The organism is Clostridium sp. AF28-12 (genome assembly GCF_003435225.1).
GTDB lineage: Bacteria > Bacillota > Clostridia > Lachnospirales > Lachnospiraceae > Pilosibacter > Pilosibacter fragilis.
This window is the reverse complement of the sequence record NZ_QWGJ01000012.1, coordinates 24,210-39,150: the sequence shown is the minus strand read 5'-3', so window position 1 is coordinate 39,150 and position 14,941 is coordinate 24,210. Positions and strand designations below refer to the sequence as shown.

Sequence of the window (14,941 nt, the reverse complement as noted above, 5' to 3'; positions counted from 1 at the left end):
CAAGCTTCTTGTTTTCATGAATATGAAAACAAGAAGATGTAATGGCTGAACTGTAACGTATTTTCAGCTGTTTTTCTGCCGTCAGAGCAGGAACTATGCGTTTTTGCTGAACAGCTGTTATCTCTCTTTACTGGATCATACCAAAATTTTCTTTATTCACATCAAAATCCACCTTCAGCTTCACCGTGAACACCGTTCCGTTCAGGTCGCTGGCCACGGAGATCGTTCCGCCGTGCATGTCCACGATATTCTTTGCGATGGCAAGACCAAGACCCGTTCCGCCTGTCTTTGAGGACCTCGACTGCTCTACCCGGTAGAACTTGTTGAAGATCAACGGCAGTTCCTCCGCCGGGATCACATAGCCATAGTTCGTGACAGACACCGTGACGATATCGTCCTTCGCGAATACCTGGATCAGGACCTTCTTTCCCTCGGCACCGTACTTGATGGCGTTGTTGATCAGATTATCAAAAAGTCTCGCCAGAAGGTTTCCGTCCGCCGTGATGATCTGGGACGGGACATTGCTCTTGAGCTCATAAGTCAGGTCCTTGTCCGCGAAGCTCGGATAAAATTCCTCCAAAAGCTGCCCTAAGAGCTTTACGATATCCACCTTTCCAACATTCATGGATATCTTTCCGTAATTCATCTTCGTGAATCCGAACAGGTCCTCAATGAGTTTTTCCAGACGCTTTGCCTTCACATAGGCGATATCGATATACTTTTTCTGCATATCCAGGCTGATGGCCGGTCCGGAAGACAGGAGTTCCAGATAACCGATAATGGAAGTCAACGGTGTCCTTAAGTCGTGGGCCACGTTCGTGATCAGCTCATTCTTCGTCCGCTCCGACTCTCGTTCCTTATCCATGAGCTTCCGGATATCCGCTTCCATCCGGTTCAGGTTCGATGCCATGGCGGAGAACTCGTTGTCCCCCACCACCTCGATCTGGGTGTTTAAGTCGCCCTCGGAGATATTCTGGATCGCCACCGCGATCTTCCCTATATACTTCATATTTTTCTTCTCGATCATGAGAAACGCCAGCGCAAAGATCCCGATTCCAACGATCACATAGAGGATCGTGGTGATCGTACCCATCTTAAAGATCTGCAGGATCAACAGATTCGCGTATCTGGTCTGGTCCAGGTACGCCAGAAGGAAGTTCATATTCATGATGAGGAACGCGTCCACCAGACATGCGATCAGGGCACTGTAACAGATGTTCACCGCGATCTGCCTGTAAAAGCTTCTGCTCCAATCATTTTTCAATTTTGTATCCTACCCCCCAGACCGTTGTGATGATCTTATCCTGTCTCGTGTCCTCTTTCATCTTTCCGCGGAGTCTCCGGATATGTACCATGACGGTGTTGTTTGCCTCGTATACTTTCTCGTTCCATACCTTCTCAAAGATCTCGTCGGTGCTGAACACCCGGCCGGGATTCGATGCTAAAAGATACAGGATATCGAACTCGATGGGCGTCAGCTTGATCTCCTCGCCATAGACAACGACCTTGTGGTTGTCTTTATTGATGGAGAGGCCGCGGATCGAGATCTCGTTCTTTGCCGCTTTTCCGGTGCTGCTGTTAGGGTTTAACTGGGTGTAGCGGCGGAGCTGGGATTTCACGCGGGCCGTGAGTTCCAGCGGGTTGAACGGCTTTACCACATAATCGTCCGCGCCGGTTCCCAGACCCAGGATCTTATCAAGATCCGTGGATTTTGCGCTCAGCATGATGATCGGAATATTGTTGGTCTCGCGGATCTTCCTGCACATCTCAAGACCGTCCATTCCCGGCATCATGATGTCTAAGAGCACCAGATGGATCTCCTCCTGATCCAGGATCTCCAGCCCCTCTTTCGCGTTATTTGCCTTAAATACTTTATATCCATCGCTGACCAGATAGATCTCTATAAGGTCCGCGATCTCTTTTTCATCATCCACTACCAGGATATTGATCTGCTCCATGATTTTTCCTCCTTTTAGACTTATTCCTAATATCCCTATCGTATCATATTTCGACCTTTTTTTCCTTACTTTTTTCTGAAAACTAATGAGTAAATGTTACAATTTTTTCCGTTCTCTGGAAGGTTTCCAAAAAACAGCGCACTTTGCTGAATGAACGCCATGTCTTGTGTATACACGCTCATTATCTGTGTATAAAAGAGGCAGCAGAACTACTCTAAAAAGAATATGTCCCACTGCCTCATTTTAGATTTTAATTCTGTTTTCTCCGTACAGTACTTTTATAACCCTAACTCCTCGAACACACCTTTCAGGATGATCTTCACAGAACCATCCTCCAGCACCTTGTGAAGTCCGCTGTATTTCAGAAGGTCGAAGTATCCCATGGATCCGCCCGCTGCGCAGAGCTTATAATAATCTGCCCAGGCTGCCTTCCGGTCTTCCTTCATCTTTGTGTAGAACTCAAAGGCGCCCATCTGTGCCATCGCGTAATCTACATAGTAGAACGGATACAGGAAGATATGCTGCTGTTTGATCCAGAATGCTCCACTCTCGAGGAACTCATTTCCTGCATAATTTCTCCAGGGCATGTAGATCTTCTCCAGACCGCTCCAGACTGCTCTCCGCTCCATTGTGGTCATTTCCGGATTTTCAAATACCTTATGCTGATATTCGTCTACGCAGAGCATATACGGGATCTTCATAAGAGCGTCTGCCAGATGCTCTTTGCGGTATTCCTCCGCCTTATCTCCAAAGAAATTCTCCATCCACGGATAAGTCCAGAGTTCCATGCTCATGGAATGGATCTCATTGATCTCACTGGTGGAATGACATAATTCCGGGGTCTTCTGGTATTTTGCCGCTGTAAATCCTGCAAACGCGTGACCGGCCTCATGGGTCAGAACATTGACATCTGCGTCGGTTCCGTTAAAGTTTGAAAAAATAAACGGTGCATGATACTGCGGGAGTGTCGTACAGTATCCGCCGGCGCGTTTTCCGTGCTTGGAGTCCAGATCGAAAAGCTCATGCTCCATCATGAAATCAAAGAACTCTCCGCTCTCCTTGGAAAGCTCACGGTACATCTTCTGGGCTTCGCCGACAAGATATTCCTTATCTCCGATCGGAACCGGATTTCCGGACGGAGAAGCGATGGATTCGTCATAATAATAGAGTGTATCGATCCCAAGAGCTTCCTTCTGACGCTCGTACAGCTTTGCCGCTGCCGGAACCACGACCTCGCGGACCTGTTTCCGGAATACCTCCAACTCCTTTTCCGTATAGTCAAAACGACGGCGGCGCAGATATCCCATCGGAATAAAGCTCTTAAATCCAAGCTTCTTTGCCATACCGGCACGGACCTTTACAAGACCGTCATAAACTTCCTCTAACGTCGGCGCAATTCCCTCATATAGCTTTGCCCATGCCTCAAACGCCTCTTTTCTCTCCGCACGGTCTGTGCTCTGCATGATCTTTAAGAGTCCGTAGTTTCCGATCTGCTCTCCCTTAAATTCCACGGTAGCAGCCGCCTGCGTTTTCATAAAGCGGCTGACAAGCTCCGCCTCTTTCACCTGATCATCCACAATGGATTCGTCAGAAAGCTGTTTCTGGGCCTCCATGTTCTGGATCAGGATCGCGCCGAATTCTTTTTCCATCTCAGCCTTAAACGGAGATGCCACGATCACCTCGCCCATCTCTTTTTTCAGGATTTCATATTTCGGCATCTGGCTGTTGAAATATACCATCTCCGCCTCATAGAATTCATCTAAAAGATTGATCGTATTCCGGATATGGGCGACAGTCTTTGATGTCTCAAGCTCCGTGTCGGCTTCCACATAATCCATATAGGCATTCCGAAATTCCTCGTAGTTCTTTGCTTCCTTCAACACTGCGATATCCCCCGATACGCGCGCGAAGATTTTTTCCATGTCCGGACGGACATACTGAAGCTCTGCAAATTTTTTCATGATAAGTAACCCCTTTCCCCAAGTTTCTCATCCCGTTCCCTGCTGCCCGCAGGGGCGGGTGCCTAACTAAAGACTACCCCGTTCTTTTTTAAGAACTTCTTTACATTCTCATCCCACTCGTTCTCTAACGTCCTGTCCAAGGTAAACTGCTTCATGGACGTCCCCGTAACGCAGATCATCTCGTGGTTCTCATACTGGATATTGATGTAAAGCCCGCCGACCTGATCCGGATAGATTCCCGGGACTTTCCCGGCCACGAACCGGTCCCTGGCGGATGGGGGCATCTGAAATACAATGCGGAAGCTCTCCGGAAGCCGTTTTCCCTTGATTAAGGAGTAGCAGACCGGCTTTAAGGTCTTCCATGAAGAGTACTCTTCGATCCTGTTTTCTTCCAGTTCCTCTTCGGAAAAATAGCCCTGACGAACCTTTCCGTCGATCGTGAACTGGTTGTAGGTCACGATCTCCGCTTCCCGCACCAGAAATTTATCAAAGATCTCCCCAATGAAAAGCCCTGCCGTAAACGCTTTCTGCTCTTCGATCTTTAATGCAACCATTATTTACCTCCGCATGTTGTTTCCCTGATTATGTCTGGAACTTTTTACCTGTTCCATATCTGTCCTGCTTAAAATAGTTACTGTTCACGCTTTGCGCAAACAGTAACTGATTTTGCCGATGCTTCGCATTCCGAATCGGCAAAATCCACTACCACCACTGTATTGTACGGAATTTTCAGTTCAGAAAATTCCTACCCGTGTACAGTAACTTAAAATATACTCTTATGTCATTACAGCTGTGCGGACCTGGTGAATATTTTTAAGCTGTTAACTGTCTGTACCTTTACATACTGTTTCAAATATCTCGAAAAAGTCCGCCGATGTCCTCTCTCCATCTGTTATCGAGAGATTCTTCCACAGGCTGTCATCCTTCGCGAGATGGACCTTCGCCGCGTACTCCGAGTAGGTCTCGTAAAACACCTCATTCCTCTTCTCCCGGACCATCTCTTCCTTCCGGGCCTTTGTGGCAGCTTCATCGTAGTCGTTGACGCAGCGCAGGATATAATATTTTCCATCTGCCTCGATCACATCGCTGGTCTCCCCTGTGGCCAGGGCGTAAGCAGCCTTTTCGTAAGCCTCCGGTCTCAAGCCTCTGGAGATCTTCTTCTCGATCTCCTGATCCTCGGAGACCCCCTTTGCGACGGTCATAAAGTCGGTTCCTTCCATCTGGACTTTCTTTAACGCCTCATCCGCCTGATCCTTATCGGAGAGCACGATCTCATCCACGGTGATGACCTTCGCCTCGCTGTCGCTGACTTCCAGGTTGACGCTGCCCGTCAGCGTCTCCACCAGTTTTTCGGTCTTCCAGTAGTCTTCATATAAAGATTCTACCACATCTTTGTCGATTTCGGAACTCTCCCCGGCGTTTTTCAGTTCTTTCATGTACTGAGCCGCTGCCTGTTTTGCCAGTTCCCGCTCTTTTCCGGAGAGCGTGACTTTTTCCTCGTCCGCCATGCGGCTCATGGTCTTTAATTCCTTTAAGAAATCATGGATCTGGGACAGCAATGTCTCCTCGAAGGTAGTTCCAGACTCGTCCACCACCGTATCCCAGATCTTGTCTGTATATAATTCTTCATAACGGAGCCGCTCCGTGGTGACGATCACCATGGTCTCGGCTTTCCCGTACTCTCTTTCACTTTTTCTGCCAGAAAGCAGCGTTTCCTTCACGCCGCATCCGCAGACGACTGCTGCCGCGAGGACGACCGCCGCAAGCGTCCGTCCCCATCGGTTCCATTTTCCCATATTTCTGTCTCCACTTCTACACAGCGCCAAGTTCTTTCAATTTCTGGTACACTAAATGCACCGGAAGTCCCATCACATTCGCGTAGGATCCCTTTAATCCCTCAATATATCTCGCAAAAAATCCCTGGACCGCATAAGATCCCGCCTTGTCCATGGGCTCCTCGGAATCCGCGTACTCACGGATCTCCGCCTCTGTCATCGTGGACACGTTCACGTCCGTCTCATCGTAGAAAGAAACAACGGTATCTTCCTCTCCCGCAGTTCCTTTTTTCACGATGCACACGCCCGTATAGACCTGATGGCTGCGTCCCGCGAGTCTTTTTATCATCTCATATGCCTCTTCATGGCTCTTCGGTTTTCCGAGGATCTTTCCATCTGCCGCAACGACCGTATCAGATCCTAAGACTACCGCGCCTTCCGGCATATCTTCCGCAACATCAACGGCTTTCTGCTCCGCAAGGCTCATAACTACCACCGAGGGCTCATCCGATGTGATCTTCTCCTCCACGTGGCTCACGATGATCTCCGGGACGATTCCGATCTGCAGAAGCAGTTCTTTCCGTCTTGGGGAACCGGATGCCAGGATGATTCTCTTCTTTTCCATCTTGTTTTTCTTTCCTTTATGTCTTTCCTGCACGGACAGTTTCATACTCAAACTATCGCATTTTTCTATTTTATAGAAGAAAGAGGCGGTCTGACATAAGATCCAGCCGCCTCATCCTGTCCTAATCACTGATTTTTCCAGTAATTAGAAGCTTAATTTTTCCTCAAAATAGCTCTTTAACTCTGCGATCGGGATACGAACCTGCTCCATGGTATCTCTGTCACGAACGGTTACAGCTCCGTCTGTCTCAGAATCAAAGTCATAGGTTACGCAGAATGGCGTACCGATCTCATCCTGTCTTCTATAACGTTTACCGATATTTCCTCTGTCATCGAACTCACAGTTATAGTACTTGGAAAGCTCTGCATATACCTTCTCTGCACCCTCGTTTAACTTCTTGGATAACGGAAGGATACCAACCTTCACCGGTGCAATCGCCGGATGGAAGTGCATAACGGTACGCACATCTCCGCCCTCTAATTCTTCTTCGTCGTATGCGGAGCAGAGGAATGCAAGTGTCACACGGTCTGCACCAAGAGACGGCTCGATTACATACGGAATGTATTTCTCATTTACTTCATCATCAAAGTAAGACATATCCTGACCGGATACATTCTGATGCTGCGTCAGGTCATAATCGGTTCTGTCTGCGATTCCCCAAAGCTCTCCCCAGCCGAACGGGAATAAGAACTCAAGGTCTGTGGTTGCCTTACTGTAGAAGCAAAGCTCTTCCGGAGAATGGTCGCGGGCGCGCATCTCGTCCGGCTTGATGCCGAGATCCTGCAGCCACTTGATACAGTACTGTTTCCAGTATGCGAACCAGTCAAGGTCTGTACCCGGTTTGCAGAAGAACTCTAACTCCATCTGCTCGAACTCTCTGGTACGGAATGTGAAGTTACCCGGTGTAATCTCGTTACGGAAGGACTTACCGATCTGTCCGATACCGAACGGAACTTTCTTTCTGGATGTTCTCTGTACGTTCTTGAAGTTTACGAAGATACCCTGTGCTGTCTCCGGTCTCAAGTAAACCGTGTTCTTTGCATCCTCGGTAACGCCCTGGAATGTCTTGAACATTAAGTTGAACTGACGGATATCTGTGAAGTCATGCTTTCCGCAGCTTGGACACGGGATCTGGTTATCATCGATATACTTCTTCATCTGCTCCTGGCTCCAGCCGTCGATCGGAGTCTCCGGCTCAACGCCTTTCTCTGCCATGTAGTCCTCGATGAGCTTGTCGGCACGGAAACGCTCTTTACATGCCTTACAGTCCATTAACGGATCGGAGAAACCGCCGATATGTCCGGATGCTACCCATGTCTGGGAGTTCATTAAGATCGCGCAGTCAACACCTACGTTGTACGGATTCTCCTGAACGAATTTCTTCCACCATGCGCGCTTTACGTTATTCTTAAGCTCTACGCCCAGATTGCCGTAATCCCATGTGTTTGCAAGACCTCCGTAAATCTCGGAACCCGGATATACAAAGCCTCTGGATTTCGCAAGTGCTACAATTTTTTCCATTGTCTTTTCCATTGTGACTCTCCTCTTGATCTCTTTCTGTCCGTGCTGGTCTGCGCGGCAGAGTAATTCTTCTATTGTAACTGTCCAGCCCTTCAAACAGTGTTTTCTTACGGCCGGCGCAGGAAAACGCGCAGACCAGCTGAACAGTTTTTCACTATTTAAATATAATATAGGACGTCTCACCTTCCGGTGTCTCGGCCATACTTCCGTTAAGGGTCACACCCTCAGACACATACCGGACCTGTCCGTCTGTCTGGATCTTTGCGCTGCCCTTCACACATACCACATAGAGCTTTTTCTGTTTTGTTATATCCACAGCGGAGACCTCGGTATTCTCGTCTCCCGCCTTGTAGAACGTGGATCCGACGATATAGCCCTTTTCCACCCCATCCGGAACGGAAACGACATCCAGGCTCTCAATCCGGATCCCACTCTCAGTATCCGGATATTCCTCCGCGAAGCGAAGATATTCCTCCGCATCCGGAAATGTGATGAGAAGCTTTGCGGTTCCGTCTTTCACGGTGCATTCCGCGATCTCAGCCTTTTTTTCGCTGCTTCCGGACTGATTTCCACTCTCAAACACGCCCAGCATTTCTTCTGCGTAAGCTTTTAATTCATCAGCACTGTAGTAATCATTCTCGTAGGACTCCACATCCGCGCTTGTGACGGTGCCTTCCTTTGTGACATAAAGGCTGGACTCCGTCGGGGCAAATGCGGTCGTTCCGTTTCCTCCGCCGCAGCCATTTAAGGCAAGCGAAAGAAGGAGAATGGCTGCTGCCGTCTGTCCTTTTTTCATGAATTCCTCCTTATCCCTAAAAATCCGTAACGCTCCAGTACCTTCATCGTTACGCACGGATATTCCGGTATCTCCGACTGTACGAATAAGCCGCACAGATGTCCGCTATTTTTAAGGATTACCCTATTTATATACAAGAACATCCAAAATGTCAAGTGAATGGAAGGTTTTATCTACGAATCGCCGCTTATTTTCCGCTACGCACTTCGTAAATTCTTCCAGAACTTTCTCTGTGACCGTAAAGGTATAGAGCTTTTCCACCGGCGACGCAAGGACGTACTCCCATGTATAGATCGTGGAATCTTCCAGTCTTCCCAGAGGCTTTTCCATATACTCACCGTTGATCTCCATGAGTTTCAGTTCGAAGACTGCCCGCACAAGGCGATTGGGGATCGCGCTTTTCAAGAGCGCCCTGAGGGACTGATAGAGAAGCTTTAAGGTCTCCACTGCCTCCAGATTTTCTCTCCCGTAGTAGTCCGCAAACTCCAGAAAATAGGAGCCGTAACACGCCGCCTCCATATCCTCCGTGATCTCCCGGAAGTAGTTCTGTACATCCACAGAGACGAGAGAGTAGGCATCCCGGCCCTCATAGAGAGCAAATGTGCCGAATACAAAAGGCGCGGATGCCGCCATCAGCGTGCTTCCCGGTCTTCTTGCGCCTCTGGCGAAAGCCGTGATCTTTCCCCGTTCACAGGTCAGGATCACAAGTCTTCTGTCGTATTCGCCCGCCGGGGCGGATTTGATGACCATCCCGGTCAGAATCACCTGTTCTCTCATATCTTAAATGTCTTTCGAATTATAACCGTAGTTCTTCATGTAGAGCTCGGAATCTCTCCATTCCTTGCGGACCTTGACCCAGAGCTTTAAGTTGACCTTCGTGTCCATAAGGTTTTCGATCTCGATCCTGGCGGAGGTACCGATGCGTTTTAACATCTGGCCGCCTTTTCCGATGACGATTCCCTTATGGGACTCACGTTCGCAGATGATCGTCGCGTCGATATCAAACATGCCGTTATCGCGCTCTGTCATGCGCTCGATGGTAACTGCGATTCCGTGGGGGATCTCGTCAGACATCATGCGGAGTGCCTTCTCGCGGATCAGCTCCGCGGCGATCTGGCGCATCGGCTGGTCTGTGACAGTGTCCTCATCGTAATACTGCGGTCCTTCCGGCAGATACTGGAAGATCGTGTGAATCAGGGTATCCGTGTTTGTCTTCTTCATCGCGGATACCGGGATCACCTCTTTAAAGTGATACGCGTCCTTATAGGTCTCGATAGTCTTTAAGATGTCCTCTTTCTTCACCGTATCGATTTTGTTGATGACGAGGATCACCGGCGTCTTTACCGTCTGCAGCACCTTTAAGATATGCTGCTCGCCGGAACCGATGTAGGTTCCCGGCTCCACGAGCCATAAGATCACATCCACTTCGCGCAGCGTGTGCTCCGCTACATTCACCATGTACTCACCAAGCTTGTTTTTTGCCTTGTGGATACCAGGTGTGTCCAGGAAGATGATCTGACCGTGCTCATCTGTATACACGGTCTGGATCCTGTTTCTCGTGGTCTGCGGTTTTTCCGATGTGATCGCGATCTTCTGTCCGATCAGGTGGTTCATCAGCGTGGACTTACCAACGTTCGGGCGTCCGATCAATGTCACAAAACCAGATTTATATCCCTTTTTCATGAAATCTCCTTAATTCTTTTATATGTATCTCTCCCATACCGAATTGCTCCCGCATCTACGCTTCGCTCCGGTCGGTGCTGGACATGTGCCACCGGCACATAGCACCTTCAAAAGCATTCGTAATCCGCTCATTTTTCTTCGAAAAATGGCTACTTACTCATGCTTTTGGCGGGCCAAAAGGTCAAAACTTCTCCTGCAGGCAAGCCTGCGTCGAAGTTCCGGCCTTTTTTCCCTTGGTATTCTCTCTCATACCAGGTTGCTCCGCACTGCGTGCTCCCGCAACCTTCAAAAGCATTCGTAATCCGCTCATTTTTCTTCGAAAAATGGCTACTTACTCATGCTTTTGGCGGGCCAAAAGGTCAAAACTTCTCCTGCAGGCAAGCCTGCGTCGAAGTTCCGGCCTTTTTTCCCTTGGTATTCTCTCTCATACCAGGTTGCTCCGCACTGCGTGCTCCCGCAACCTTCAAAAGCATTCGTAATCCGCTCATTTTTCTTCGAAAAATGGCTACTTACTCATGCTTTTGGCGGGCCAAAAGGTCAAAACTTCTCCTGCAGGCAAGCCTGCGTCGAAGTTCCGGCCTTTTTTCCCTTGGTATTATGCAAACAGCGGCTTGATCTCCTTAAATATCTCGCTGTCTGCCTTGATCTTATCCTCATTTCCGACCACGCATACCGCGCCAGTCTCAAGGATCGCCTTCGTGATCGGTGCAAGGGCGCGGATGTCTTCCACAGTCGCGTTTAAGATCTCCTCGCGCTCCTTCTTCAGCATCTCGTCCGTCACTCCGGAATACCATGCGGAGAGTCCGCGGCTTCCCTGTAAGGACGGAGTCAGCGGTGTGTCGATATCGCTGATGGTTCCGATGACATATTTTGTCATGGTGCGCTCATCCGCCTCGAAGTTCTCAAGATAAGCCGGAATGCCGAGATAGATATCATCGCTCTTCTTCACTTCCGGATCGCGATAAGAGACAAAATATCCCTCGCCGGAACGTCCAATGCCGCTCATACAGCCGTAAGCGCCGCCCTTCACGCGGATGTTGATCCAGAGGTAATCGTAGCTCAGCATCACCTTCAGGATCCGAAGCGCGCCTGTGTAGGAATATCCGCTTCCCGCGAAGGTTCCACAGTGTGCCACATAGTTGACCTTTGAGGAGGAAGTAAATCCCTCGTTTAAATTCTCCTTCGGTGCCGTAAACGGATAGATTTTTCCGCTGCCCGCCGGAAGCTTCTCAGAGAGCTTCTTCATAGCATTCCCGAGGTAAGAGAATCCCTCGTCGTCCGCCGTGTAGCTGACGGTCATGTTCTCCCTTGTAAAAAGAGCTTCCATCACACGCTTCAGACCTGCGATGATCTCGCTCTTCTTCTCGTCAAAGTTCTTCGCACAGTCCTCCAGGAACTTAAAGTATCCAATCCCGCCTGTCATATCGTTATAGTAGGAGGTGTCAGAGAAGTAGGATGTGGCTCTCGCGACTGCCGCCGTGTGGCCAGATCCCATGAGTTTCATCTGGGACTTTGATTTTCCCTCGCTTAGGATCTCGTTTAACCGCTTCTCATCATCGAGAACAGAGCGGTTAAGGATCTCCTCCAGGATCTCGAAGCCGAAGTCAAGCTTCTCGTAGAGCACTCTCGCGCTGCAGACAAAGACACCTGTGAAGCTTCCTGCCTTTGTGAGATCCGGGTAAGATGTCACGGAGAAGGAAATTCCACCGCTGTTTAAAAAGATCTCGCTGCTTAAATCGCTGTAGCTGTAATTTTTCGTATCCACATATCCAAGGACAGATTTTAAGAGTCCGAGATACGGCAGGTCCTCCATCGGAATCCGGTCCGTGTTGAAGAGGACCTTCAGATAACCGATCCCTGACGTGAACATGTTGTGGCGGACCACTGTGATGCCGTCCAGCTTCGTCTCCTCGAAGATCAGCTTCGCCGGTTCCCTTCCGATCTCCTCTCTCGTGAGCATCGGGATCTTCTCGAGATCCTCCTTCGGTGACGGGGTATCCTGGTATTCCTTTAATTCCTTCGTCTGGCGTACCAGAGTCTCGATCTCCTCTTTAGAGAGACTGTCCTTATATTCTTTTAACTTTTTCGCCGTCTGCTCCTCGATCCGTGCGGCGAGGTTCTTCTTCGGGCTCGCGATCACAACAGCCTCGTACGGGTTGTCAAGAAGGTATGTCCTGATCAGTCCCTCAAAATATCCGCTGTCCGCGCCTTTCTTCAACGCCGCGAAGGTGTCCTCATACTCTAAGTGCATCATCGGATCGCCGCCGTAGAGCCAGCTGTCCAGGCACTGGAGACCGTACATGAGTCCCTTCGGCGTGGAGCCATAATCCGCCTCGCGGTACTGGAATTCATAGTTGTTGATTCCGGCTTTCAGGCACTTTTTGTCGATGCCGCCGTCCGCGAGCTTCTTTAACTCCGCCTTTACGATCTTTACGAACTCGTCCTTCTGCTCTCTCTCCGCGTTCTTCGCGATCACGGAGAAATACGGCTGTAAGATCCCATACTCGTAGCCGCCCATGATGTCATCGCCAATCCCGGCATCCAGAAGCGCTTTCTTAAGCGGCGCGCCCGGGGCATCTAAGAGCACATACTCCAGGATCTGGAATGCCACGTACTCCTTCGGGGAGAGTTCATTTCCCGCCTGGGTATTGATGGAAAGGTAGGTCGCGTGGTCAAGGCTCTCGGACTCGGATACGGAGTAGAAGATCTCCCTCTCGATGGGTTCCTTGAATTTCTTCTGGATCTGGATCTCAGAATCGATCTCTTTTCTGTCGTACTTTCCGAGGTACTCCTCATCCAGCCATCTTAATTTCTCCGTCATGTCCATATCGCCGTAGAGGTAGATATAGCTGTTGGACGGATGATAATATTTATGATAGAACGCGAGGTAATCCTCGTAGTTCAGCTTTACAATGTCTTCCGGATCTCCGCCGGACTCCACGCCGTAGCAGGTATCCGGGAACATTGCCGTATGGATATAGCTGTCCAGGACACTCTCCGGGGAGGAGAACACGCCCTTCATCTCGTTGTATACAACGCCGTTGTAGGTGAGCTCGCCTTCTGGCTCTTCCAGCTCGTAGTGCCAGCCTTCCTGCATGAAGATTTTCTTCTCTTTTCCGATATTCGGGTGGAAGACCGCGTCCATGTAAACGTCCATGAGGTTCTGGAAATCAGTGTCGTTGCAGCTTGCGATCGGATAAACGGTCTTATCCGGGTAAGTCATGGCGTTTAAGAAGGTGTTTAAGGATCCCTTGACGAGCTCCACAAATGGATCCTTCACCGGGAATTTATCAGATCCGCAGAGCACGGTATGCTCGATGATATGCGGAACGCCGGTGCTGTCTGACGGCGGCGTCCGGAAACCGATACAGAATACTTTATTATTGTCCTCGTTGCTCATGAGGAATATATTTGCGCCTGTTTTTTTATGCTCTAAGATCATACCGTCGGAATTCAGTTCCGGGATATGTTTTACCTGCCGAAGCCGGTACGCGTCAAGGGCTTTGACTGATTCAATCTGGCTCTCCATATCTGAATGTCCTTTCTGTTGTGCTTTAGGCTATAGTTGTAACCGGATCGCTCCGCACTTCGTGCTTCCACGTCTGCGCTCCGCTCCGGTCGGTGCTGATCATGTGCCACCGGCACATAGCACCCTCAAAAACATTCGTAATCCGCTCATTTTTTCTGCGAAAAAATGGCTGCTTACTCATGTTTTTGGCGGGTCTCAAGGTCATGCCCTCTCCTGCAGGCAAGCTTGCGTCGGATTCCTGACCTTGATGCCCTTATTTACATATTTCCCACAAATTTATCTTTTAATATCGCAAAACACTCTCTGACACAAAAATGTGCAAAAAGCACCGGATCCGACTTCGCGGAAATTCCGCTGACATTCGGGATTCCGACGTGTCTTGCGATTCCTTTTGCCCGGAGTTCGTGGAAATTGCTGGTGAGGATGCCCACGCGGATCGTGATTTCCTCATCCGGCGGAAGAAGGTAACCGTATTCCGCCATGGCCGCGCGCAGCGTTGCCCGGCGGAGACGTTCTCTTTCCGTAATCAGAATCTTACTGTATACCATATTTTCGTAAGTGCTGCGGGACGATTCCTCTAAGAGGAGCTGGTAATCCGGCACCCCACGGCTCTTCATATATCGGTACATAGCGGATGCCTCTGTCACATCCTCATCATCGCCCTGTCCGCCGGAAAGAACGAACACCGTGTTCGGATGATAGGCCGCGTACTCCACCGCCTTATCCAGGCGCCGCTCCAGGGTGCGGCTGATCTTGTTTCCGCGCACCTGGGCGCCGAGGACGATCACGTAGTTCACACTCTCCTTCTGGAAGGAGATAGCGCTGAAACCCATCATGAGTTCCACCACGACAAAAATAAAGGCGATGGCTGAAAAAAACGTGATCACCGCCACTTCCAGCTGCACCGGAATCTTGTCGCGGAATCTCGGGTAAAACTTCATCACCGCGGCCGCGGCAAAAAATCCCAGCGCCAGTATGATCCAGATCGCCGAGAACGAAGTTCCCGCGCCGGAGTAGATCACGATCACGCCGTAATACATGAGGCATAATATTCCAAGGATGCCAAAAACTACCGCCACAATTATGCCTCCTT

At 49.7% G+C, this 14,941-nt stretch carries 12 protein-coding genes; all 12 read right to left on the bottom strand.

Translation table 11 applies throughout. The annotated features are described in order from the left end of the window. Positions 1–127: 127 nt before the first annotated feature. Positions 128–1,264, bottom strand: coding sequence for a HAMP domain-containing sensor histidine kinase (locus DWY93_RS11000; protein WP_117470607.1), 1,137 nt, complete (start codon positions 1,262–1,264; stop codon positions 128–130). Further along, complete coding sequence (locus tag DWY93_RS10995) at positions 1,254–1,958, bottom strand: response regulator transcription factor (protein ID WP_117470606.1); 705 nt, start codon at positions 1,956–1,958, stop codon at positions 1,254–1,256. Before DWY93_RS10995 ends, DWY93_RS11000 begins: the two co-directional genes overlap by 11 nt. 278 nt (positions 1,959–2,236) lie before the next feature. Continuing rightward, on the bottom strand, positions 2,237–3,919 hold the full coding sequence (locus DWY93_RS10990; protein WP_117470605.1) for a M3 family oligoendopeptidase: 1,683 nt from the start codon (positions 3,917–3,919) through the stop codon (positions 2,237–2,239). A gap of 62 nt (positions 3,920–3,981) precedes the next feature. Further along, positions 3,982–4,473: a DUF5721 family protein gene (locus DWY93_RS10985; protein WP_021905303.1), complete on the bottom strand. Its 492-nt coding sequence runs from the start codon at positions 4,471–4,473 to the stop codon at positions 3,982–3,984. Positions 4,474–4,740: 267 nt separating this feature from the next. Further along, positions 4,741–5,715, bottom strand: a complete 975-nt coding sequence (locus DWY93_RS10980; RefSeq protein ID WP_117470604.1) for a peptidylprolyl isomerase — start codon at positions 5,713–5,715, stop codon at positions 4,741–4,743. Between the two features lie 16 nt (positions 5,716–5,731). Further along, positions 5,732–6,319 (bottom strand): Maf family protein, encoded by a 588-nt coding sequence (locus tag DWY93_RS10975; protein ID WP_165860005.1) that lies wholly within the window; start codon positions 6,317–6,319, stop codon positions 5,732–5,734. Positions 6,320–6,463: 144 nt separating this feature from the next. Then, positions 6,464–7,852 (bottom strand): glycine--tRNA ligase, encoded by a 1,389-nt coding sequence (locus tag DWY93_RS10970; protein ID WP_117470602.1) that lies wholly within the window; start codon positions 7,850–7,852, stop codon positions 6,464–6,466. Positions 7,853–7,994: 142 nt separating this feature from the next. After that, entirely contained in the window at positions 7,995–8,636 is a 642-nt protein-coding gene (locus DWY93_RS10965) for a hypothetical protein (RefSeq protein ID WP_117470601.1), read from the bottom strand. Positions 8,637–8,759: 123 nt separating this feature from the next. Next, on the bottom strand, positions 8,760–9,413 hold the full coding sequence (recO, locus tag DWY93_RS10960; protein ID WP_015555001.1) for a DNA repair protein RecO: 654 nt from the start codon (positions 9,411–9,413) through the stop codon (positions 8,760–8,762). A gap of 3 nt (positions 9,414–9,416) precedes the next feature. Then, entirely contained in the window at positions 9,417–10,319 is a 903-nt protein-coding gene (era, locus tag DWY93_RS10955) for a GTPase Era (RefSeq protein WP_015555002.1), read from the bottom strand. A 595-nt stretch (positions 10,320–10,914) separates the two neighbouring features. Next, on the bottom strand, positions 10,915–13,848 hold the full coding sequence (locus DWY93_RS10950; RefSeq protein WP_181968537.1) for an insulinase family protein: 2,934 nt from the start codon (positions 13,846–13,848) through the stop codon (positions 10,915–10,917). A 257-nt stretch (positions 13,849–14,105) separates the two neighbouring features. Further along, on the bottom strand, positions 14,106–14,927 hold the full coding sequence (locus tag DWY93_RS10940) for a YdcF family protein (RefSeq protein ID WP_181968536.1): 822 nt from the start codon (positions 14,925–14,927) through the stop codon (positions 14,106–14,108). Positions 14,928–14,941: the final 14 nt, after the last annotated feature.

Excerpts from the sequence above, each read along its gene's own strand:
- era (WP_015555002.1), bottom strand. The coding sequence starts at position 10,319 with ATGAAAAAGGGATATAAATCTGGTTTTGTGACATTGATCGGACGCCCG.
- DWY93_RS10970 (WP_117470602.1), bottom strand. The coding sequence starts at position 7,852 with ATGGAAAAGACAATGGAAAAAATTGTAGCACTTGCGAAATCCAGAGGC.
- DWY93_RS10995 (WP_117470606.1), bottom strand. The coding sequence starts at position 1,958 with ATGGAGCAGATCAATATCCTGGTAGTGGATGATGAAAAAGAGATCGCG.
- DWY93_RS10980 (WP_117470604.1), bottom strand. The coding sequence starts at position 5,715 with ATGGGAAAATGGAACCGATGGGGACGGACGCTTGCGGCGGTCGTCCTC.
- DWY93_RS10975 (WP_165860005.1), bottom strand. The coding sequence starts at position 6,319 with ATGGAAAAGAAGAGAATCATCCTGGCATCCGGTTCCCCAAGACGGAAA.
- DWY93_RS10965 (WP_117470601.1), bottom strand. The coding sequence starts at position 8,636 with ATGAAAAAAGGACAGACGGCAGCAGCCATTCTCCTTCTTTCGCTTGCC.
- DWY93_RS10950 (WP_181968537.1), bottom strand. The coding sequence starts at position 13,848 with ATGGAGAGCCAGATTGAATCAGTCAAAGCCCTTGACGCGTACCGGCTT.
- DWY93_RS10990 (WP_117470605.1), bottom strand. The coding sequence starts at position 3,919 with ATGAAAAAATTTGCAGAGCTTCAGTATGTCCGTCCGGACATGGAAAAA.
- DWY93_RS10985 (WP_021905303.1), bottom strand. The coding sequence starts at position 4,473 with ATGGTTGCATTAAAGATCGAAGAGCAGAAAGCGTTTACGGCAGGGCTT.
- recO (WP_015555001.1), bottom strand. The coding sequence starts at position 9,413 with ATGAGAGAACAGGTGATTCTGACCGGGATGGTCATCAAATCCGCCCCG.